Consider the following 21972-nt stretch of genomic DNA (forward strand, 5'->3'; position numbering starts at 1 on the left):
AGGGCTAGAAGTTAGGATCTTGCAAATGGAATAACGCGAAATTTAGGGAATTTGAAACCTTTTCGTTGAAAAAACGTATGATAGTAATGAGGGGGATAAAGTGGGAATACATATCCATTATACAGAGAAAGTGTCTTGCATAAATAAAACGGTTATTGAGGTGATTAGATGGACAAAGACAATTATCAGCAGACAGTGAATGAGGAGACAACGGACAGGAAAGAGCAAACAGAGAAGAATACTGCTGGGCAGGAAGGGCAGCAGGCTGACGGGCAAGAGAAAAAGAAAATAGGTAATTTTGATTTTGCTGAAAGTATGAAGGAAGCCCAGGGTATTGCTTTAGATGCTGTTCTAAGGCCACATAAAGTAGTAGCTTCCAATCGATCGATAAAAATAGAAACAAGTGGAATTATTTTGGCTGTATTAGCTTTATTAATCAGTATTAGTAGTTTTCTTTTTTATAAGTACGGTTTTGATGGATTGTTAAGCTATTTTGAAGATGTTGGTTTTACCTTTGCATTAAAAACCTTTTTCGCTTGGATCATTACCTTTGCGGTTGGCTATTTTTCTATTTATTTACTTTTGAAACACTTTGGGAATCGAGACATGGCTCACAAAGAGCTGCTGACCAAATATGCAATTGTCAGTATTCCCTTTGCTCTAGTTTTTTGTTTAGTGATTTTGTTTTTTGGTTTTGTAATGGTCGACCTTTTCGTCATTACTTATGTATTTGCCTTAATGTTGTATGGGTTAATGCACATTTATTTATTCCTAGTCCATATGCGAAAATCGAAATTTGATTTGTATTGGACGATGATGGGGTATTTATTATTTTTAATTGTGGTGACTTATCTATTAAACGGAATGGATTTTTCGTCATTTTAAGAGCATGGCAAGAACAAAAGCAGTTATAGGAACACTGCTTTTGTTTTTTAACCGTTAAAAAGAATAAGGAGAATTAAGTTATGACAAAGAAATATCTTGTTTTATCTCACTCAGTGTTTCCAACACCAAATATAGAACAAACAGCAGCGTATTATGAAAATGTAATGAGTTTTCGAGCAGTATCATATATGAATGCAAAAGAACCACATATTTGTTTATATCGAGATAATACAGAAATCATTTTAACAATAGCAAATACTGAAAAAGTATATCCAAATAGAGAACTTTACGGTTATGGATATGATGCATATTTTATTACCGATAATCAAGAAAAATTACAAGATGAATTTCTAGAAAAAGGAGCTAAGATTGTTAAGTCACTTCAGAAAACAGATTATCAGAATTGGGAATTTGTTGTTGAAGATATAGATGATCGCTGGATTGCTTTTGGTATTAAAGAGAGTTAGGTTAAGTTTTGGTAAATACAAAGTTGAAAAGCAGGTAGAATGCAATAATACTTTGTTCTAAATTGAATAAGTAAAAGATAGACAGTTCATACTACTTGGTTTTTCTTAACTCAGAAAGGGCTCAGGTTCTTTATCTAAACGTCTGAAAAGATGGCGATGAAATAGTATTAAATCGGTATTTATAATTTATCAGAGGACCTCCTTGCTACTGTTTCCATGTGTCTCTGTCAGATATCAGACAGAGACCACATTTATATCCATTCTTTTATTTTGTGCACCCATGAGAAGAGAGCGGAGGTAACTTAAATCATTTCTATTCCCGAAGTTTATCTTTTGAAAATAGATCTGGCCGTAGATGTTTCAATTCTGCGACAAAGGTTCTGTTTTAAGGATTGGATTCGGCAAATGGATAGCATAAGTTTCTCTTGAGTTCATTAGTAAATAAGTTCCAGGGTCATTTAATGCCTCCTCTTCCTCTTTTGTGGGACGAGGAGGCTTTGTATAAACATAAGCATTATGTGGGTATAAGCTGGTTCCTGGTGTTTTACCAAATACACTTTGTTTGGTATGAAAATAAAGAGCCGTATATTCGCCAGAATCGACATGGGCCAGTCCGCGAGGTAAGATAACGAGATCTCCAGCCTTAAATTCATATCTTTCCACTGCACATGTTTCATCTCCTAGACCAATGGTTACAGCGCCAGATCCATTCAGGATATATTTATATTCTTCAATATCTGGGTGTGCATGTGAGTCGAATGGCCGGTCAATATCTGAAGCTGCATTCTTTTCTGCGAGATTACAAATAGCAATGTCGTCATTCCAAGGACCTTGCTGATATGATTTATGCTTTATCAAATATTTTCAGAAGTAATTTGAATGACGGTAAAGAATACAATCTATTAGAAAAAGAAATGACATTTATTGAAAACTATCTTATCTTGCAAAAGTTATCTAAATCGTTTGACTATGAAATTCATTTGGATGACACAATCAAGCAAATGAGGATTCCTAAGCTGATTATTCAACCTATTGTGGAAAATGCCATCATGCATGGTCTTAAGACACTTAAAGATCAAGGGCTATTACAGGTGAAGGCTTTCTGTGAGAATGATAAGATTACTATACAAATAACAGATAATGGAGTAGGTATTCCTTCTGTGAAATTAAAGAAAATTCAGCAGAGTATGGATGAAATAAGCCAAGATGAAGAGTCGCTGTTTGAAAATGACGTTGGTTATGCCTTGAGCAATATAGCGGCACGGCTGAAATTAACATACGGTCCGGGTATGGCTTCATTGACTATTAATAGTACGGAGGGGATGGGCACAAGAGTAATCATACAAATCCCTAAGGAAATGGAGGGTTTTCAAGTTGTGTAAACTATTTATAGTTGAAGATGAACAGGAGACATTAGAAGGGATTAAATCTGTAATCAATTGGAAATCATATGGAATTGAGATCTGTGGTCAAGCTACAAATGGCTTGGAAGCATACGCACTCATGGGTAAATCCCAACCTGATATTATTCTTAGTGATATAAGAATGCCTGACATGGATGGTCTGCAATTTATTTAACAGTCGAGAAAAGCTGGCTTGACTTTTGAAGCGATACTATTAACAGGATATGAGGAATTTGAGTATGCCCAAAAGGCTTTACAGCTGGATATTCGGGACTATATTTTAAAACCAGCCCAGCCAACACGGATTTTGGAAGCGGTTTTACAGGCCAAACATATGATAGAAGAAAAACAAGAACAGGATACCTATGTACAGCAATTAGAGACAAGCTATAAGAAAAACCTTTCAACTATAAAAAAAGAAACATTAAGCCAATGGATAAAGGAAACACCCTCTGATTCTATAGAAAAACGAAAGCAGGTGCTGCAAGATTTAGGTTTGAACATTCATTCTGGACGTGTGCATGCAGGAGTCATTCGCTTATTTACACATGAACGAGAGCCATCGCCAATAATGGGACATACCCAGCTTCTCTATACGGCACTTTTCAATATTACATTAGAGACCATCTCTTCTGTTTTTCAAGATCAAATTGAAATGTTCCAAGAAAATGAAGATATTATCTGGGTGGCAAATATTCCAAGCTCATTAAATAAAGATCGAATAAAAAAGGCTCTCGTACATTTAAAAAACAATCTCGAAACATATTTGAATATTTCAATTGGGATTGGGGTAGGTACAGTAAAAGAGGCTATAAATGAACTGGAAACATCCTATGCAGAGGCATGTCTAGCCATTAAAAGGCGTTATTACAGAAAGGATAATGGCATTCTGTTTTTCGATGAAGTGTCATGTGAGCAAGAAACGCAAAAAATTATCATTAATACGCAATTGCTGCAATTAGAGTCAGAAATTCTCACCTACATGGCAAATCATATGTTTGATGCAGCTTTTGGGAAACTTGAGCAATGGATTGATTATATCAATCTTCACCCGTTATTTGATAACCAAGACGTTAATACACAGGCATTTTCATTAGTTGGGCAAATACAGCGTCTGCTTCATGAAAAGGAATGTACATCGATAGAAGAGAAAGAAGAGGTCATCTATTGGATTGAACAAATACCATATATTGAAAGCTTCACTGATTTGTCATCTCTAATCAAAAAAGTATTCCAGGAAATGATAAATATTATGTGCGCTAATAAGCCTATCCATCGCACGATACGATTAGTGCAAGCCATTATCCATAAAAACTATCACCAAAACTTAACATTAGATAGAATGGCAAAAGAGGTCTATGTTTCTTCTGCTTATTTAAGTGCTTTATTTAAAAAGGAGTTAGGAATCAATTATTTAGATTATTTGCATCAATATAGAATAGAGCAATCTAAGCCTCTATTAAAGAAAAATCTAAAAATATATACCGTTGCTAAAATGACAGGTTATAATGACGAAAAAAATTTTAGCCAGACTTTCAAAAAATGGACTGGCATGACTCCTTCTCAATTTCAAAAAGGGAAATAATCAGCCATTAGGAGCACTGGCTTCAAATTGGAGTGGGCTATACACCAATATACCTTTTTTATTTGGTACCATCATTGTTATCCGGCTTGTATACTCTGACTTAGTGCTTACCCTTGATTCATTGACACATAGTTGTTAGGCGGCGAGATATTTAAATTAACCCGCGTACTTTTATCCTTGACTAAACTTCACATATGTGTATAATCTAAGGTAATTGTATAGGTTACATGTTTTCTAGGGTTCCGCAACAAACTGTTGGTCTGGTCCGAGAGAAAACTCACAGCTATGCTGTGCCACGGAGGGACAAAAGCCTGGGAGATACTGTTTTTACAGTGTTCTCTTAGGCTTTTTTAATTTTTGGGCATACTAACAATTTGGAGGTGTTTTATAAATGAATACAGATTGGATGAAAGTGTTTATTGCTGCTTTCTTTGAAGTCTTTTGGGTTATTGGTTTAAAACATGCATATGACTTTTGGACGTGGGCTGGAACAGTCATTGCTATTGTTGTAAGTTTCTATTTAATGATTATGGCAGGACGAAAGCTGCCGGTCGGAACGGTATATGCAGTCTTTGTTGGATTAGGTACCGTGGGAACTGTTTTCTCTGAAATTGTATTTTTTGATGAACCATTCAGAATAGAAAAAGTAATCTTGATTCTAGTCTTATTAGCTGGTGTCATTGGTTTGAAATTAGTTACACCAGATCAATCACAAGAGGAGGGAGATTCCTAATGGCTTGGATTTCATTAATTTTAGCTGGTTTGTGTGAAATGTTTGGAGTTGTTATGATCAATAAACTGCACCATGATCGGGATTGGAAAGCATTCTTATTATTGGTTCTTGGGTTCGGGGCAAGTTTTATATTCCTTGCCTATTCAATGGAGACACTGCCAATGGGGACCGCTTATGCGATTTGGACAGGAATTGGTGCTTCGGGTGGAGCTATTTTAGGAATGATTATTTATGGGGAGTCAAAAGATTGGAAACGGCTTGTTTTCATAGGCATGGTACTAGGTGCAGCGGTAGGATTAAAACTGGTCTCATAAGCAATGCTTTCCCTCTTTTTTATAGAGTCTCTTTCCTATGTTTACCAATAACTCTCTTGTGGTATTACTAAAAATGTAGGGTATACTAACTCTAGAATCTTTAAGCGTTTGTTCAGATTTATCAGTCTATTTGAACACGCAATTTAAAAAGGAGTGTTTTTGGAAATGGCTAAGATCGCAACAGTTATTACCGATTTATTTGAAGATGTGGAGTATACAGATCCTGCAAAGGCGTTTCACGACGCTGGACATGAAGTTATCACGATCGAAAATGAAGCAGGTAAGGAAGTGACCGGTAAGCAGGGTGAAGTATCTGTCGCTATTGATAAAGGAATTGATGAAGTATCGCCAGATGATTTCGATGCCTTATTTATTCCTGGAGGTTTTTCACCAGACCAGTTAAGAGCTGACGATCGCTTTGTGGATTTTGTTAAGCACTTTATGGATGAGAAGAAACCGGTATTTGCTATTTGTCATGGTCCACAGCTGCTCATTACGGCAAAAACATTAGACGGCCGTGATGCGACCGGCTTTAAGTCGATTCAAGTCGATTTAGAGAATGCTGGTGCAAAGTTTCACGATAAAGAAGTTGTCGTATGTCAGAAGCAATTGGTGACAAGTCGTACACCAGATGACTTACCGGCATTTAATAGAGAAGCTGTCAACCTATTGGCATAAGGAAAAAAGAGGCTGTTGCGCAACAGCCTCTTTTTATTTAGGGCTAGTATCACACGTCAGCATGGACTGCCTCTGTGTTAAAATAAAGTCAGAATATCTAAAACGGTGTTGCGGCATGATATGAATAAAAGGAGGAATAGGCTATGTTAGCTGTTTTAGAAAAAACAAAGGAAAGTTACACAGCTGTTTATCAGCGCCCATTAGCAGCTTCTGTACAAGCGGTGTGGTCTGTTTTAACAGAGAATGATCAACTTCAACATTGGATGCCAAATTTAGAGGTGGCAGATCTGCGGAAGGGTGGAACAATAAAGTTCCATATGAACGATGGGACAGGAGAGGCGTTCGATATTGCCATTTTAGATTTCAAGGAGTTTGTTTATCTGCAGTTTGAATGGGGAGAAGGATCGGTGCGATTCGAATTAACACCTCAAGCTGAAGGTTGCCTGTTGCGGTTGACAGAGTACCTCCCTTTTCTTAATGATCATACCCCTAAAGATTTAGCTGGATGGCATGTATGTCTGGATATGTTTCAATCTGTTTTGAAAGGCGAGCATATGGACTTCCCGGAAAAGGAATGGGCCATATGGTATGAGAAATATATGCAGGTATTACAACATTATAGGTAGTGTGAAGACCGGATCGTAATTTTTTTGCAACCCACCAAGGTATTCTTTCGTATTAGCAGTATATAGATTGTCGTAATGATCTATGCAGTAGCGAAAGTTAGACGTCTGGATACCTGTTGGTGAGTCTGTCAGTGCTCTTTCATCTTCGCTGATAAATAGTGCACCTTATCTAAATTCTTTGATCTTCTTGAAGTTTTAGGTGAGGGAATTACGGCGGTTAACTCTATGAAAAAATCTATAAAACTTGTTATCTTTCTTCTTTTTATCTTATAGTGCGTGTTCAAAAAGTCCAGTGAAAAGGAACAAGAAGTTCAAGGCGGCGCAGCCTTTGAGCCACGGAACGTATGCTTTTAATACGTGAGTAGCGGAAAAGCAAGCCAACGCAGAAATTCACCGTGTCATTTTTATTGGACTTTTTGAACAACCTCTTATAGCCTATAGTCATAAAAGCTTCTATACAGTGGAATATAAAGAGAGACTAACATACTAGTTTTGGCAGGGATAAACTGAAACACAGAGGAGTAATTCATCATGAGTCAGTATGTAAAAATAATTGGTGTGGGAAAATATATGCCGCGTCGGGTAGTAACGTCTGAGGAATTGGATCAGAAATTAAGGGTGAAGCCAGGCTGGGTTGAAAGGAAAACCGATGTTCGTTCTCGGCATTATGCAGAAACAGAAACAGCTTCCGAGATGGGGGCGTATGCCATTCAAGAGGCATTAGAGGCGGCGCAGCTTTCATTTGAAGACATTGATTGTATAGTGGCTGTCAGTGGGACGGCTGAGCAGGAGATTCCTTGTACAGCTTCCCTGATTCAAAAGGCATTAGGACAAGAACATTCAGGTGTGCCTGCTTTTGATATTAATTCCACTTGTTTAAGCTTTCTTGTTGGGTTAGATATGATGTCTTATGTGATCGAGGCAGGGCGGTATCAGCGAGTAGTATTTGTCTCCTCCGAAATTGCCTCAATTGGTTTAAATTGGGAGCATAAAGAGAGTGCCGCCTTGTTTGGTGACGGTGCGGCCGCCGTTATTGTCGAACGGGGCGATCAACAGGCAGTTTCACGAATTTTGTCGTCCAAAATGGAAACCTATAGTGCTGGAGCGGAGTTTTCTCAAATCCGTGGGGGAGGCACGAAGCTTCATCCACGCATCACGCAAGAACTGGAGCCCTTTTTATTTGAGATGAATGGCAAGGCCATCTACAAAATGGCGGCAAAGCTGCTCCCGGATTTTGTCGATACATTATTGAAGGAAGCCAACTGTACGATGGCAGATATAGATGTGGTGATACCGCATCAAGGCAGTGCGATGGCGATGCGGCTAATTACAAAGAAACTGGGTATTTCTGAGCAACAGTTAATGTATATTACCCCGACACATGGTAATACCATTGCAGCTTCTCTGCCAATGGGATTATATGAAGCCCTTCATCAGGGGCGCCTGAAGCGGGGAGATCGTATTCTTCTGTTGGGAACATCGGCAGGACTTTCTCTAGGAGGGATGGTACTTGTCTACTAAGGCATCTTGCCGTATTCTGCTAACTGGCGGTCGTGCACCTGTCGCATTGGAACTCGCTCGCCATTTGAGTGCGGCAGGCCATTATATTGTGATCGCTGAAAGTTGTTCGGCACCTCTGAGTGGTGTGTCTCATGCCGTAGCGGCTGTATACCGTATTCCGGCACCTCGTTTAGCTACAGCGGCCTTTGTCGAGGAATTGATTGATGTTATAAAAAGGGAACAGATCGATATAGTAATCCCCACTTGTGAAGAGATTTTTTATATTGCTGCAGCTGCTGAACAGCTGCAGCCTCATTGTCAGCTGTTTATGGATGACTATGATAAGCTGATCGCCTTGCATAATAAAGGCCGGTTTGTTGAAATGAGTCAGGACTGTCACTTAGCAGTTCCCGAAACTTTCGTATTGAACAGCAGACAGGATTGGGAGGATATGATTAGTCAACCTGGGAAATGGGTATTAAAACCGGTATACTCTCGTTTTTCTACCAACGTACAAATTATTAATGTTCAGACAGATGGAATCATTTATGAGGCGGAAACGAATACCCCATTAGCAGCAAAAAAGCTTTTGGAGAGATATTTAACAACACCGGGCAGCTGGATTGCCCAATCCTATATTGAAGGTCAGGCCTATTGCAGTTATAGTATCGTACAACACGGTCAAATTGCTGCTCATGCAGTTTATCCCGTGGAATTTACTGCTGGGTCTGGTTCGTGTATTAGCTTTCGTATGGTGGAAAGGCCAGATATAACAGCATGGATTCAGCAATTTGTGACATCTTATCAGCTCCATGGTCAAGTTGCATTTGATTTTATTGTAGAGGCGAGAACAGGTCAGGTCTATGCCATTGAATGCAACCCCCGTGCAACAAGTGGTGTTCATCTATTTCAGCCAATGGATCGACTAGCAGCAGCATTTTTCCCAGGAACAGTAAGCATCGAACCGCGCTCTGATGCTTGTGCAATGATTGCCATGGCCATGTGGTCGTTCGGTATCACTTCGTTAAGGTCGTGGAGGGATGTGCATAAGTGGTGGCGGTTCATCTGGCAGGGCCGGGATGTTGTCTTTCGCTGGCGGGATCCGTTCCCTTTTTTGCAGCAAATTCGTTACCTGTGGTTCGTGTATCATCTAAGTAAACAACAGCAGATCTCTTTAATGGAAGCAACAACATTCGACATAGAATGGAATGGTGATAGCAGATGAAGAAAATCGTGGTGACAGGAGCGACAGGATTCCTTGGAAAACAATTAGTACTGCAATTATACGAGAATGGCTATGAGGTGACAGCAACCGGAAGAAATGAAAAGGTTGGTCAGCAGTTAAAGGCGCTTGGTATTCCTTTTCGTCGAGTTGATTTATTGGAGAAAGAACAGATTAAGCGTTTATGTAAGGGGCAGGAAACGGTTATACATTGTGCAGCATTGTCCAGCAGCTGGGGCAAATATCAAGACTTCTATCAGCATAATGTGCTCGCTACCCGCCATGTGGTAGAGACGTGTGCAGCAGAACAGATAGAGCGGTTGATATATGTATCAACCCCAAGTGTATACAGCAATGGGCAAGATCAATTGCTTATTACAGAAGATAGGGAACTGCCTGCGGCATACAACAATCACTATGCAGCGACTAAACGATTAGCAGAACAAGAGGTGGAACAAGGATTTGCACAGGGATTGGCAACGATTATCCTGCGCCCGCGAGCTATTTTTGGGCCTCAAGATCCGAATATCTTACCCCGAATTATGGAGGCCAATCGTCAAGGAAGGCTACCTTTTATTGATGGCGGCCAAGCTCAAATTGATTTAACCTATATAGATAATGTGATTCAAGCATTGATGCAGGCAATCCACGTTTCTAAGTCTAGTGTTGGAAAGATCTATAATATATCGAATGGGGAACCGATGGCCCTTCACGATTTAGTCACTCTCTTTTTCCAAAAGTTAGGTCAGCAAATGCGTCCTAAGCATGTATCTTATCAGACAGCCTATAGGTTGGCGGCAGCGTTGGAGTGGAAAGCGCGTATTTTCCATCCCCGCAAAGAACCGATGTTAACTCGAACGACGGTAGAAATGCTGGGGAAGAGTTTAACATTGGATATTTCGGCAGCACAGCAGGAACTTCATTATCAGCCTATGGTTACTGTGGAGGAGGGAATCGATCGTTATGTGGAATGGTATCAGTCACAATCCCTCCCTTAAGGCAGTAGATATGGTGGAAGTAATTACTACGGGCACTTGTATACAGAAAGAGAAGCTTACTTGTCGAACAAAACGGTGGCGGAATGTATCGATCCCGGCACATTGTGTGATCATCCATCATCCAATCCATGGTATTATCCTATTTGACACTGGATATGCGGAGCATTTCTATCAGGCTAGTCAAACGTTCCCATACAGCCTCTATCGATATGCAACCCCGATTCAATTTCAAGCACAGGATAGTGCCAGTGCTCAGCTGTTGGCTCGTGGTGTGGATCCGAAAGCTGTGCGTTATGTGATCCTGTCTCACTTTCATGCCGATCATATATCAGGCATACGTGATTTTCCTAACGCCAAGTTTATTGCTTGTCAGTTTGCCTATCAGGAGTTGATATCATTACCCGCTTGGAGGCAAGTGAAGGCTGGCTTTTTGCCAGAGTTATTGCCGGAAGATTTTACGGAGCGTTTGCTGCCAATTGAGAGCTTGCCAGAGATATCTTTATCTGGACTGGACCCTTTTCAGACAGGTTATGACCTGTTGGGAGATCAAACATTGGTTGCTATTAATTTACCGGGTCATGCGATCGGACAATTTGGTTTATGGTGTCAAACCCTACAACAGTCCTATTTCTTGTGCGCTGATGCAGCCTGGTCGAAAGAAGCAGTAGAAATACAATCTTTGCCGCATTGGTTAACTTATCTGATTATAGACGACCGCTCGGCCTTGGTTGACAGTTTTCAACAATTGGGAGAATTTCAGAAACAGCATCCAGCCTGTCAGTTGATTGCCTCGCATTGTCCAGCGGTTTGGAAACAGAAGGTAAGGGGGGATGAGGATGCATGATTCATTACGTATTTTAGGGCAATACATACGAAGAAATTACCGCTTTTTGCCCAAAGATCGGCAAAGCTTAGAACGTTGGCAGGAAAAACAAATTGTCGACCATATCTCATTTGTCAGGGCACATTCCAAGTTTTATCGTGATTGGTGGCAGGGTTATCAAGATAGTCAATGGCGTCATTTTCCTGTCATAGATAAAGCGGTGATGATGGCACATTTTGATCAGTTAAATACAGTCGAAATTACCAAGGAAGCAGCATTGTCTGTTGCATTGCAAGCAGAGGAGAGTCGAGACTTTTCTCCAGCGATTGGCTCGGTTACCGTAGGCTTATCATCAGGGACATCAGGCCACCGCGGAATATTCTTGGTCAGTCAGAAAGAGCGAACTCGTTGGGCTGGTGCGATCCTTGCTCGTGCGTTACCACGGCCGATTTGGCATAAACAGCGGATTGCCTTTTTTCTGAGGGCAAACAGTAATTTATATCAGAGTGTAGGCAGCCGCCATTTACAATTTCAATTTTATGACTTGCTTTCACCTTTTTCTGTCCATCGGGAAGCATTGCAGAAACAACAGCCAACGATTTTGGTGGCACCGCCTTCCATGTTACGTATGATTGCAGACTCTGTTCGACTTGGTGAACTGGTGATTCAACCCAGCAAGATTATTTCAGTGGCCGAGGTACTAGATCCGTTGGATGAACAGATTATCGAACAGCAGTTTAATCAGCCTGTTCATCAGATCTATCAATGTACGGAAGGCTTTTTGGCGCATACTTGTACAGAGGGGACACTCCATTTAAATGAGGATATCGTGAAGATAGAGAAGCAGTATTTAGATCGGAAGTCAGGTAAGTTTATGCCGATTATTACTGATTTTTCCCGGAAAGCTCAGCCCATTATCCGTTATCGGCTTAATGATATTTTGACAGAACAACAAACGATTTGCCGCTGTGGTTCTCCTTTTACAGCGATTGCCTCTATTGAAGGCAGGACAGATGATATTTTTTATTTTTATCATACGGAACAAGCACGACTGGAGCCATTCTTTCCTGACTTTATTCGTCGTGCGATACTGCAAGTTACAGCACCTATTCTGGAGTATAAAGTAATTCAGCATCAGCCAGATCGGGTGGAGGTTGCCCTTTGCCTAGAGAATAAGCCAACTGAAGAAACAAAGCTTTTGATTTATCAGCAGATTGAGCAACGGCTGCAGGATCTTTGCCGGCAAACCGCTTGCCGCTGCCCTGTTCTTGCCTTTACGGACTGGCAGGATCACCGGTCGCCTGCAACAAAGCTCAAGCGAGTAGAGAGGAAGTTTGCCATTGAATAATCCAACCAGAATTGCTTTATATGATAAAACAATGAGTGGACGCATTCCTTGGCCAGATACAGAAGACGGCCGTTATGCTCAGGCATTTCTGGAACCAATGCTCACCGAATCAACGCAACATTTTATCGATAATGCCCGAACCGATCTCTATATATTAAGAGTGGATGATTTGGTGCTGCCGCTTACTGTGAATGAAACGGAATATGACAACACCTATGTTTGCTCTCCTTATACCCATTATTACTCTTATGCAGAGGAAGAGCTTTATCTTATTGACCAGACATGGCTGCGAAATACCTTCTCTACATTGCTGAAAGGGCTAAGCTGGGTCTATAAGCGAAGTCAGATCAACCGTGTGGTGCATGTGAATAATTGGCTGGTATCAACTAATCTATATCCTGCCATCTCAGAAGAACAATTAGAACTGATCCTGGCTCTATTGAGAGAGAGGTTTCCTAACCATGCTTACATATTCCGATCCTTGCATCGAAGGAAGCATGCTGTTTTGCTGAAGTCCTTTGCTGAGCAAGGAGCTAAATCTGTAGGGTCGAGACAGATTTATGTGATGGATCCAGCCGGTGACTCCCTTCGAGCAAAAGCACGTAAGCAGCTGCGGCGTGATTTGCGGTTGGCAGAACAGCAAGGATACCAGTGGATAGATGCTAGTCAATTAGAGTCCAAGGATATTCCACGAATAGCATATTTATATCGAGAACTCTATATTCAAAAATATTCTCCTTGTAATCCACAATTTAATGAACGTTTTATTCAATTAGCCTTAGAGAAAAAACTGCTCCATTTCCATGTTTTGCGTAAAGATGGCAGAATTGACGGGGTACTCGGTTATTTTAGCCGAAACGGCCAGATGACTACGCCATTATTAGGTTATGATCTGAACCAGCCTTTGACAACAGGCTTATATCGAATGCTGGTAGCACAATTATTTGTGTTTGCTCGCGAGCAAGGATTGTTTTTAAACCGCAGTTCCGGAGCTGCCGCCTTTAAGCGCTATCGTGGGGCGCAAGCGGAAATAGAATATTCCTGTGTAGTGGATCGCCACTTACCTTGGCGCCGACGGGTGATTTGGACTGTACTAGAAAAGGTGATTCGTAAAGTTGGTATTCCATTATTACAGAAGTACAAACTGTAAAGGGAGGGTACAATGTGGTGGAAAGACAAGTAGCATTAGTGACAGGAGCTTCCAGTGGCTTCGGTTTATTGACGGTTATCGAACTGGCAAAGGCAGGCTATCAGGTGATTGCGACTATGCGTAACCTTGATAAGCAAGGACCGCTGCTAGAACAAGCGGAAAAAGAACAAGTCAGAAATCAAATAGTCGTGTGGCCGTTAGATGTCACCGATCGAGCGCACATAATAAGGATTCCTCAAAAAATTAGTGAGACGTTTCAACGCTTGGATGTACTAGTGAACAATGCAGGGGTGTCGATGGGGGGCTTTAGTGAAGAGATCTCTGAGCAAGATTGGCGTACAAGCATGGAGACAAACTTTTTTGGGGTTGTGTTTTTAACACAAGCCTGCCTGCCGATCATGCGACAGCAACAGCGTGGCAAAATTATTAATATAAGCAGTGTCGGGGGCGTGGTCGCCTTTCCGGGTTACAGTCCATATTCTGCTTCGAAATTTGCCTTAGAGGGTTTTAGTGAATCCCTCCGATTAGAGGTGGCGGTATATGGGATTGATGTAGTGTTAGTGGAGCCGGGAGCCTATCGGACAGAGATTTGGTCTAAAGGTTTTTCTCATATTGAGCACACAAGTCAAGCGGATTCTCCTTTCCGACAGCCTATGCAAGCAGTTGTATCATTCGGTAAACTGTTGACAAGGCAGGCGGATCAGCCAATCGCCGTGGCCAAGAAAATTGTGCTTATTACTCAAAAACGTAAGCCGCGGCTGCGCTATGCTATGGGCAAGGGAGCCGCACTTGCGATTGCACTGAAATCATTGCTACCATGGAAGATTTTTGAGGCAGTCATTATTAAGCAAATACATAAGAAGTAAGTAACGGATTGTTTAACAATATAAGCTTAATATGGTAAGTTATATAGAGGTTAAATTATAGAGGGGGACATAGCATGAAAAGTACAGGAATTGTGAGAAAAGTAGACGGATTGGGAAGAATGGTTATTCCTAAAGAGCTACGAAATATACTGGATATCCAAATCAAGGATCCAATTGAAATTTTTGTCGATGGAGAAAAGATTGTGCTGCAAAAATATGTTCCGGCAACAGCATGTTTGATAACAGGAGAGGTACGTCCAGATAACATCACGCTTGCAGACGGTAAGATTACACTTAGTAAAGAGATGGCTGAGGAAATTGTAGAACAGCTTAAGACCAAGTAGCGCTGGCAGGGTTGTAGTAATGATGTGTATTACTTCTATTACAAGAGAAAGAAAATGTACATAACATATGACTTATCAAGGTGCATAGCTATTTCCGTCTAGACACGTCTGCATTAGTAATATCGTATCTGAGAATGGAAATTACCGCTACTGCACTTTGGCAGCATTGCCAATTAAGATACATCAGATGTCATTTATCTGATTAAGTAGAAAAACGCCTTCGAGCTTTCGGGCATGGGAGTGAATGTTTAGAGAACAGATTAGCAATCTATCGTTATTCTTCAAGCTATTATAACCATTATTTAAGTTAATTCCACTATGTGGTTGTTGTCCTTCCATATCGAAAAATCCCTTTGAAAAGATTTCTCAAGAACCAAATAACATGACGTGGCGAATTTCCCTGTGTTAATAGAAGGCAAGGTTAAGAAAACAATTAAGTCGAAGCTCAAACAAACATACATGGTTTTTGCAATCGGTATTATGTTTGTCTTTCTGGCTGCATGTTCAGCTAATCCGGAGAAAACGATTGAAAAGTTTTCCGGTACGGTAGAAAACAGGGATCCCGATTCCCTTTTTGAACTCGTGGTAGTAGACGAGGATACATATTGGACAGTGCAACAGGCAAATGATGTCATTGGTTATTTCCATGATGATCGTGAAGCCTATCAGGAACAATTAACTTTACTTCACCAACAAGCTCAGGCGCTGGATAATGATACAATGTTATCCAATGAAGAAGGTCTTCTTTACTTTAATGAAGACGGTGATTTAAAGGTAAGAAAATATGAAATCACTGCTTCGAGTGATTCGGCAGCTGCTGCACCCGATCATATTTCTGTCACGTATTGATGAAAGTGATGCGATCGAAATCGACAGTTTAGATGATAGCGCATTAGGTTTGTATGGTCCAGGGGAGTATGAATTTCAGGCCGAAGCTGAATATGCCTATGCTGCTGTAAACAATAGCGATAGTTTTTCTTTAACAAGCTTAAGTTCCTTTACGAAATCTATTAATCTTGGCTTAACGGGAGAGTATATTAGGGTTACTTCATCTATTCCAGATACGAACCTTAAGGTTAATGGAGAAGAAGTAGATTTTAGTATGGACTCAGATAGTGAAACTCCTAGATTTGGTCCAGTTTCTGCTGATATCACGATCCAAGGAACAGCTCCGTTGCCATGGGGAGAGGCAGTCAAGAATTAATTATGGTGCGGTGTCATACGAACAAGGTTCTGGCGGAAAGCATTATGTCAGTTTACCGGTAGAATTTCATGAAGAATTTATAACCATTCGCAAACATCATATTGGTGATGACGAACCAAAAGAGGAGTATCGTGATCAAACAGTTAAATTAGAGTATCTAGAAGAAGAAGATAAATGGATTGTTCATAGTGTAGACTCTAATTGGGGCAGCGATATGACAGGTGATGATATTGTAAAAACAGTTTTTAAAAAGTTATGCAACAAGAAATAGATAGCGGCCTTCCCACCGAAAATTAGAGGGAAGGCCGCTATTCTATGATTTAGTATATTACAGATAAACATGCACAAGGTTGGAGCCGTCAGCTTTTAGTATTTCTGCTAAATCTGCCTTATCTAATCGGAATCCACCTTTGCGGTAAGGGTTCTCTAAATTTGTTGTTTGTATATCCTGACCATTTACTATCACCTTGCGTTGTGAGGCTCCTGTATGATATACAAAGGTTACTGGTTTGTTTAAGCACTGGAATTCAAATTGAAGTCCGTCTAAATCTGTTTCGATGACAGGGTCGATTATCACATAGTCTGGCATTTCCCGAATTCCTAAAGCATTCGAGATAAGTTGATTCAGGTAGATTCCCGGGCCGCTGGAATAAATACGCCAGCCGCCTTTTACAGTAACATCCCCTGTACGCAGTTTATCAAACGCTTCTGCTGCTTGATAACGGGTGGCAAAATTACCGTCAGAACTGCTGAAATAAGCATTGCTTTGCCGCAGCTCTGCATTAGCTACTACCTCTTGAATACCAATCGGATTAATTACTGCTAAGCCGCGCCAAACTTCTTCTGGTTTCCCTAACTTGGCCATTGCCTCAATAAACCGAATGTGAGCATGTACATACTGTAAGCCAATCTCACGGCCAAAGTTACTTGCTTGTTCGGCACGTTTGAAATGTGTGCTGACGCCGCCGTTATAAGGAGCAGGCTGACTCATCAGCCGCACACCGTCAGGGAAATACAGCTTATTTCTGATCAGCTGATAATGACTCTCTGCCTGTTCTTTGGTGAATAACTCACTAATAATTCCGCGTTGCATTGGTAACAGCCGATATTGGATACCTGTGCGCTGGTCTGATGGATGGAGGATTTTCTCTGGGTGAGCCGTATCTTCCATATAAATAAACCCAGGCATTACCTCGTCATCTAACATATAGGTCTGCACATCCTGTTTGATGACTTGAGCCAACTCATTCCACTGTGCAGCTTGCTGATAGCCGTGTTGTGCTCCAATTGTGGCAAGTTTGGTTAGTGATTGATAAAGCAGTGCCGTTGTCCAGGAGCTGACCATGTTGGTTTTGAATGCAGGATTGGCTGGTTGTAAGGTGTCATCCCAATCTCCATCATCATAAGCAGGTAAGTGTGTACCATGTAAAAAGTTTTGTTTCACATATTCCATTTGTTTCTCAAGGTGATGCCATAGGGAATATGTCTGCTTAGTGAAATGTTTACTATGTCGGTCAACATAAGGGAGTTTCTCCTCTAATAGCGATGTATCCCCAGTGGCTTCTAAGTAATCCCCGATAACTTTTAATGGCCAAACAATAATGTCTCCATGGCTTTCTTCCTGTTGGATCGAAGTATATTGATCAAACATAAACCATTGCGGCCAATTCCCTTTGTCGTGATACTGGTGGGCATACACGGATTTGATAATCTCTTTCACTGTTTGGTAGTTGCCGGTTGCCATGAAATACTCAAGCGGTCCTTGATTGACATCCCTCGTGCCCCAGGCGGCTCCGCCATATTGCTCTAAACCATGTGGATTAGAGAAGTGAACAAGCATATTGTGGGTATACCACCAGGCAAGGGTGTTCAGTTTCTCGATCGCTGTTTGCTTGGTTCCTTCTATTTTAAGCTGGAATCCACGTAACAATTGCTGATAAAAGGCGCGGTAGCGTTCTGCTTCCTGCTCGAAATCGGCAATATCTAACGATGGCATCGGTTTTCTCACATCCCCTTGCAAGACAACGGTGAATTGTTTAGTTGCGGTTAATTCAGCAACTAATAGGGAGGCTTCCCCAGACTGGGCATTGGAAACAAGCCTGCCCTCATCATGAAACATTACCTCGCTGCCGGTAATCGTCATTTGATAATGCAGCTCTGGGTATATTTCCTGCTCCGCTTGCTCCTTAGCAAAATATAGCTTTTCTCCCTCTATTTTTGCAGTGGAGAAGAAAGACTCTGTTAGCTGTTGTGTTAAGAGATAAGGATAAGCCTGTCCGGATTTAGATTCTACCCGTAGCTGCACTTGCTGCTGATCGACCATGGTAAAGTTGGTAACGATAATCGTATCGGTATTGGTTTTATAGTACCAGCGCACATAGTTAAAACCTATTTCAAACAAAGATGGCATAGTCAGCAGCTGATAATGATCATCTAGTTTGATGTAGATTCGCTGGCCGCTTGTTTTGAAACGATTCAATGAATTGCGAGAATTAGTCATCCATTTATTGAGTTCCACATTACCTGCTGATACTTGTGAATTAAAGATTCCATAAATATACGAGGTGGAGGTAAAGACATCATCGCGGACTTTCTCATTATTGCCGCTTAATAAGATATGCCCATGAGGGCGTTCTAATAATTGTTCTTTCTCCTTGAGCACAATATGTTCATGTGTATCTGTGAAAAAGGATAACAATTGATCTTCTTGATATTCCTCTAGTTTTCGGTTCGGAAAATAACTGGTGATCTCGTCTATAGTCATTGGATCGGTTTGAAGCGGTTCGGCAAATTCCTCTAACCATGTCATAGTAGGCTTTGTTTCATACGTTGTCTGCTGCTTGCTGACTGTTAGCCATGCCTGTTGAATGGTCTCAGTAAATGCTAGCTCTGTTACAGCGTCTGGATGATCTGCTTGAAAGTGTCCATAAAAAACAAATTGCTGCTCGCCGTCTAATGTGAATCGTTCAGACTGCAAAGCTGTATAAGCAAATTCATACTGATAAATGCAGTTGGCTAATTGTTTATTTGCCAATGCCTCTGGTTGATTAGTTGTTTTATAAGATAAGCCAAAAAATTGGAATCCATCGGTCGAATAGCTGGTTGTTTTGCCTAAGGCTCCTTGCTGCAGGTAAGGATGCTGCCCGTCTTGCGACTGATTTTGTCTTGCACATACGACATATCCTTGTTGTTTGTCTTCAAAAACTTGATAATCGATGTATTGCGAAACATATGATTCATTTGACTGAACCGCTCCTTGGCTAGCCAGTCCTACATCTTGGCCATAGATAAGATCTGCTTGTTGATTGGCACCATTTAGATTAACCTCCCAGAACCAAGTAGAGGAATGAAGGTGAAAAATCACTTCATAATCTACACCAGCAAACCTCCCTGTCCATTTGGCCTTGTTATTACCTAATAAGAAGGTGCTGTTGGATTGTACCCCTAATAAAGGAGCAATAACTGGAGTGTCATCTGCTTGGAATACACGTAAATATATATTCTGTAAAGATCCATCTAGACTGTTTGATAAAACTTGGTTGATTAGCGTCTCTTGGTGTTTGATGTGATAGATATCACCGCTAGATAAAACAGAGACGGCTAATGAATCAGAAGTAATAGTCTGTATAGGTTGTACTGTCACTGTTTTCACTTCCTTTCAGGATATTAAACGAGTGTGAATAATTGACTTGCTGTTTCTTGACTGTTTGGTCCCACCAATACCTTAAAGCTGCCTGGATCACTGCTGTAACTCATATCTGCATGGAAATAACGGAGTTGCGCTTCCGTTAATGTGAATTGTACTTCTTTTTCTTCTCCTGGCTGTAAGCTGACTTTTTCGAAAGCTTTTAATTCCTTGACAGGCCGTACTACCTCACCGACTAAGTCCTGAACGTACAGCTGAACGGTTTCTTTACCTGATGTATGACCTGTGTTTTTAACCTTGACCGTGATAGTTAATGTCTCATCTTTTGTTAATTGATGAGTGGAAAGGACAGGTTCTTGATAGGAAAAGGTGGTATAGCTCAAGCCATAACCAAATGGAAATAATGGTCCATTTGGACTGTCAAGGTATTGTGATACATATCTTACTTGTGCATCAGCTGCATCTTTTGGTCTGCCGGTATTGTAGTGGTTATAGTAAACAGGGATTTGGCCGACACGGTTTGGAAACGACATGGTCAACTTTCCTGAAAAGTTCTGCTCACCGTACAGTAGGTCTGCTAAAGCATTTCCGCCTTCGGTACCAGGGAACCAAGCTTCCACTACGGCATCAGAATGCTCTATGACACCATGTAAGTCAAGTGGTCTGCCGTTAAAAATAACTGTTACAATCGGCTTATTTAATGTTGCTAAATTTTCTAATAACGTTAGCTGTGCTTCAGGTAATTGAATGTCTGTTAGCGAGCCTGCTTCACCGCTCATTGTGGCGTCTTCGCCAAGGGCAACAACTAACACATCTGCCTGTTCACCGATTATTAGTGCTTCTTCTACAAAAGCTGCAGTTATTGCTTCGATTTCGCTTCCTTTAGCAACAAATGGTTCTTGCTGTAATTGATTAGCAAATCCTTGACGGAGTGTAACGGCGTCTTCTTTTGAGCCTTGCCATGACCACTGTCCAAGAATATCTCCACTGTCTGCGAATGGACCGATCAGTGCTACTTTTTGTGTTTTTGTTAAAGGCAATACTTGCTCATTTTTTAGTAATACACAGCTTTCTAATGCAACCTGCTTTGCTACCTTTCTATGTTGCTCTGATAACACTATCTGTTTTTCTAGTTCTGGATCTGCTCCGCGATATGGATTTTCAAATAAACCTAGATCATCCTTTAACTGCAAAATGCGTAAGACAGACTGATCAATTAAGCTTTCTTCGATAACACCGGTTTCTACCAATTCTTGAAGGTGGCTGGTATAACAGTCGGTCATCATTTCAATATCTGTTCCGGCACGTAATGCCTTGGCAGCGGCTTCTGCTTTATCTGCTGCCACACCATGTGGAATGAGCTCTTTTACAGCGCCCCAGTCAGAAATCATTACACCATCAAAACCCCATTCCTGACGAAGAATTCCGTTCATTAAATGTTGATTTGCGGTAGCAGGGATGCCATCTACCGTGTTAAAAGAAGACATGACCATTCTACAGTCTTCATCAATTGCAGCCTTATAAGCAGGTAAATACATTTCTTGCAGCTGACGATCAGACATATTTACGGTGTTATAATCACGTCCGCCTTCTGCTGCCCCATAAGCCGCAAAATGTTTTACACAGGCTGCTACATGTTCTTTGCTTTCTTTTAATTGGTCACCTTGAAATCCGCGAACTTGGGCTTTGGCAAATTCACCGTTTAAGTAAGGATCTTCACCAGTGGATTCCATTACACGCCCCCATCTAGGGTCCCTCACCAGATCTACCATAGGTGCAAAGGTAACATGAATCCCGGAAACGGCAGATTCCTTGGCTGCGATCCGGGCGCTTTCCTCAGCAAGATCAGTATTCCATGAACAGCCGATAGCCAAAGGAATCGGAAAAATGGTCTTATACCCATGCACTACATCTGACATAAATAACAATGGAATGTTGAGTCGATTTTCTTCCAAATGTTTTGCTTGGATAGCCCGAATATTTGCCGCTCCAGATGCACCAAGCACAGAACCAGCATTTTGAATGTTTCCTTCTTTTATGTTCATAGATAACATAGGTCCGGTTATTTCTCCTGCATCTTTTGCGCCCTTAAAGAAGGGGGTTGCTAATTGAACTAATTGATCGATTTTTTCTTGCAGTGTCATCTGATCCAGTAAAGGTTGTAATTTGGACATATAGCA

General features: G+C 41.0%; 23 protein-coding genes and 1 riboswitch. Of the genes, 20 read left to right on the top strand and 3 right to left on the bottom strand.

Going from position 1 to position 21972, the window contains the following annotated elements; translation table 11 throughout:
• Positions 1-168: 168 nt before the first annotated feature.
• Positions 169-885 (top strand): hypothetical protein, encoded by a 717-nt coding sequence (locus JOD18_RS12030; protein WP_204669275.1) that lies wholly within the window; start codon positions 169-171, stop codon positions 883-885.
• Between the two features lie 80 nt (positions 886-965).
• Positions 966-1352, top strand: coding sequence for a VOC family protein (locus tag JOD18_RS12035; protein WP_204669276.1), 387 nt, complete (start codon positions 966-968; stop codon positions 1350-1352).
• Between the two features lie 360 nt (positions 1353-1712).
• On the opposite strand, the gene JOD18_RS12040 is transcribed toward JOD18_RS12035, so the two are convergent.
• The gene (locus tag JOD18_RS12040) at positions 1713-2210 is read right to left on the bottom strand and encodes a cupin domain-containing protein (protein WP_204669277.1); all 498 of its coding nucleotides are present in this window, start codon (positions 2208-2210) and stop codon (positions 1713-1715) included.
• On the opposite strand from JOD18_RS12040, the gene JOD18_RS12045 reads away from it, so the two are divergent.
• The 18 genes from JOD18_RS12045 to JOD18_RS12130 all read left to right on the top strand — a co-directional run bounded on the left by JOD18_RS12045 (position 2192) and on the right by JOD18_RS12130 (position 16417).
• The gene (locus JOD18_RS12045) at positions 2192-2734 is read left to right on the top strand and encodes a sensor histidine kinase (RefSeq protein WP_204669310.1); all 543 of its coding nucleotides are present in this window, start codon (positions 2192-2194) and stop codon (positions 2732-2734) included. The two genes, JOD18_RS12040 and JOD18_RS12045, sit on opposite strands and share 19 nt — an antisense overlap.
• Positions 2727-2930 (top strand): response regulator, encoded by a 204-nt coding sequence (locus JOD18_RS12050; protein ID WP_204669278.1) that lies wholly within the window; start codon positions 2727-2729, stop codon positions 2928-2930. The genes JOD18_RS12045 and JOD18_RS12050 overlap by 8 nt, the downstream gene beginning before the upstream one ends.
• A gap of 18 nt (positions 2931-2948) precedes the next feature.
• On the top strand, positions 2949-4340 hold the full coding sequence (locus JOD18_RS12055; RefSeq protein WP_204669279.1) for a helix-turn-helix domain-containing protein: 1392 nt from the start codon (positions 2949-2951) through the stop codon (positions 4338-4340).
• A gap of 223 nt (positions 4341-4563) precedes the next feature.
• A riboswitch (guanidine-I (ykkC/yxkD leader) is annotated at positions 4564-4660 on the top strand.
• A gap of 71 nt (positions 4661-4731) precedes the next feature.
• Positions 4732-5073, top strand: a complete 342-nt coding sequence (locus JOD18_RS12060) for a DMT family transporter (RefSeq protein ID WP_204669280.1) — start codon at positions 4732-4734, stop codon at positions 5071-5073.
• On the top strand, positions 5073-5387 hold the full coding sequence (locus JOD18_RS12065; RefSeq protein WP_204669281.1) for a DMT family transporter: 315 nt from the start codon (positions 5073-5075) through the stop codon (positions 5385-5387). Before JOD18_RS12060 ends, JOD18_RS12065 begins: the two co-directional genes overlap by 1 nt.
• Before the next feature lie 165 nt (positions 5388-5552).
• Complete coding sequence (locus JOD18_RS12070) at positions 5553-6065, top strand: type 1 glutamine amidotransferase domain-containing protein (RefSeq protein ID WP_204669282.1); 513 nt, start codon at positions 5553-5555, stop codon at positions 6063-6065.
• A 143-nt stretch (positions 6066-6208) separates the two neighbouring features.
• Complete coding sequence (locus JOD18_RS12075; RefSeq protein WP_204669283.1) at positions 6209-6691, top strand: SRPBCC family protein; 483 nt, start codon at positions 6209-6211, stop codon at positions 6689-6691.
• Positions 6692-7219: 528 nt separating this feature from the next.
• The gene (locus JOD18_RS12080) at positions 7220-8212 is read left to right on the top strand and encodes a beta-ketoacyl-ACP synthase III (protein ID WP_204669311.1); all 993 of its coding nucleotides are present in this window, start codon (positions 7220-7222) and stop codon (positions 8210-8212) included.
• The gene (locus JOD18_RS12085; protein ID WP_204669284.1) at positions 8202-9416 is read left to right on the top strand and encodes an ATP-grasp domain-containing protein; all 1215 of its coding nucleotides are present in this window, start codon (positions 8202-8204) and stop codon (positions 9414-9416) included. Before JOD18_RS12080 ends, JOD18_RS12085 begins: the two co-directional genes overlap by 11 nt.
• Positions 9413-10411, top strand: coding sequence for an NAD-dependent epimerase/dehydratase family protein (locus JOD18_RS12090; protein WP_204669285.1), 999 nt, complete (start codon positions 9413-9415; stop codon positions 10409-10411). Before JOD18_RS12085 ends, JOD18_RS12090 begins: the two co-directional genes overlap by 4 nt.
• Positions 10377-11255, top strand: a complete 879-nt coding sequence (locus JOD18_RS12095; protein WP_204669286.1) for an MBL fold metallo-hydrolase — start codon at positions 10377-10379, stop codon at positions 11253-11255. Before JOD18_RS12090 ends, JOD18_RS12095 begins: the two co-directional genes overlap by 35 nt.
• Entirely contained in the window at positions 11248-12582 is a 1335-nt protein-coding gene (locus JOD18_RS12100; protein WP_204669287.1) for a F390 synthetase-related protein, read from the top strand. The genes JOD18_RS12095 and JOD18_RS12100 overlap by 8 nt, the downstream gene beginning before the upstream one ends.
• Positions 12575-13732: a GNAT family N-acetyltransferase gene (locus JOD18_RS12105; protein WP_239588088.1), complete on the top strand. Its 1158-nt coding sequence runs from the start codon at positions 12575-12577 to the stop codon at positions 13730-13732. The genes JOD18_RS12100 and JOD18_RS12105 overlap by 8 nt, the downstream gene beginning before the upstream one ends.
• Positions 13733-13746: 14 nt before the next feature.
• On the top strand, positions 13747-14598 hold the full coding sequence (locus JOD18_RS12110) for an SDR family oxidoreductase (protein ID WP_338029535.1): 852 nt from the start codon (positions 13747-13749) through the stop codon (positions 14596-14598).
• A gap of 74 nt (positions 14599-14672) precedes the next feature.
• Positions 14673-14942: an AbrB/MazE/SpoVT family DNA-binding domain-containing protein gene (locus JOD18_RS12115; RefSeq protein WP_204669288.1), complete on the top strand. Its 270-nt coding sequence runs from the start codon at positions 14673-14675 to the stop codon at positions 14940-14942.
• A gap of 402 nt (positions 14943-15344) precedes the next feature.
• Positions 15345-15791, top strand: coding sequence for a TcaA second domain-containing protein (locus JOD18_RS12120; protein ID WP_204669289.1), 447 nt, complete (start codon positions 15345-15347; stop codon positions 15789-15791).
• Positions 15727-16146, top strand: coding sequence for a TcaA 3rd/4th domain-containing protein (locus JOD18_RS12125; RefSeq protein ID WP_204669290.1), 420 nt, complete (start codon positions 15727-15729; stop codon positions 16144-16146). Before JOD18_RS12120 ends, JOD18_RS12125 begins: the two co-directional genes overlap by 65 nt.
• Positions 16147-16156: 10 nt before the next feature.
• On the top strand, positions 16157-16417 hold the full coding sequence (locus JOD18_RS12130) for a hypothetical protein (RefSeq protein ID WP_204669291.1): 261 nt from the start codon (positions 16157-16159) through the stop codon (positions 16415-16417).
• A gap of 57 nt (positions 16418-16474) precedes the next feature.
• On the opposite strand, the gene JOD18_RS12135 is transcribed toward JOD18_RS12130, so the two are convergent.
• A complete protein-coding gene (locus tag JOD18_RS12135; protein WP_204669292.1) occupies positions 16475-19789 on the bottom strand; it encodes a GH36-type glycosyl hydrolase domain-containing protein in 3315 nt (1104 codons plus the stop codon).
• A 23-nt stretch (positions 19790-19812) separates the two neighbouring features.
• A complete protein-coding gene (locus tag JOD18_RS12140) occupies positions 19813-21966 on the bottom strand; it encodes a glycoside hydrolase family 3 N-terminal domain-containing protein (RefSeq protein WP_204669293.1) in 2154 nt (717 codons plus the stop codon).
• Positions 21967-21972 lie beyond the last annotated feature (6 nt).

Origin of the sequence: Gracilibacillus alcaliphilus, from assembly GCF_016909015.1 — a bacterium.
Lineage (GTDB): Bacteria > Bacillota > Bacilli > Bacillales > Amphibacillaceae > Gracilibacillus > Gracilibacillus alcaliphilus.

Bases quoted from the DNA above. Each gene is read 5' to 3' on its own strand.
- JOD18_RS12030 (WP_204669275.1), top strand. From the start codon at position 169: ATGGACAAAGACAATTATCAGCAGACAGTGAATGAGGAGACAACGGAC.
- JOD18_RS12035 (WP_204669276.1), top strand. From the start codon at position 966: ATGACAAAGAAATATCTTGTTTTATCTCACTCAGTGTTTCCAACACCA.
- JOD18_RS12045 (WP_204669310.1), top strand. From the start codon at position 2,192: ATGATTTATGCTTTATCAAATATTTTCAGAAGTAATTTGAATGACGGT.
- JOD18_RS12060 (WP_204669280.1), top strand. From the start codon at position 4,732: ATGAATACAGATTGGATGAAAGTGTTTATTGCTGCTTTCTTTGAAGTC.
- JOD18_RS12065 (WP_204669281.1), top strand. From the start codon at position 5,073: ATGGCTTGGATTTCATTAATTTTAGCTGGTTTGTGTGAAATGTTTGGA.
- JOD18_RS12070 (WP_204669282.1), top strand. From the start codon at position 5,553: ATGGCTAAGATCGCAACAGTTATTACCGATTTATTTGAAGATGTGGAG.
- JOD18_RS12075 (WP_204669283.1), top strand. From the start codon at position 6,209: ATGTTAGCTGTTTTAGAAAAAACAAAGGAAAGTTACACAGCTGTTTAT.
- JOD18_RS12090 (WP_204669285.1), top strand. From the start codon at position 9,413: ATGAAGAAAATCGTGGTGACAGGAGCGACAGGATTCCTTGGAAAACAA.
- JOD18_RS12095 (WP_204669286.1), top strand. From the start codon at position 10,377: ATGTGGAATGGTATCAGTCACAATCCCTCCCTTAAGGCAGTAGATATG.
- JOD18_RS12100 (WP_204669287.1), top strand. From the start codon at position 11,248: ATGCATGATTCATTACGTATTTTAGGGCAATACATACGAAGAAATTAC.
- JOD18_RS12115 (WP_204669288.1), top strand. From the start codon at position 14,673: ATGAAAAGTACAGGAATTGTGAGAAAAGTAGACGGATTGGGAAGAATG.
- JOD18_RS12125 (WP_204669290.1), top strand. From the start codon at position 15,727: ATGAAATCACTGCTTCGAGTGATTCGGCAGCTGCTGCACCCGATCATA.
- JOD18_RS12140 (WP_204669293.1), bottom strand. From the start codon at position 21,966: ATGTCCAAATTACAACCTTTACTGGATCAGATGACACTGCAAGAAAAA.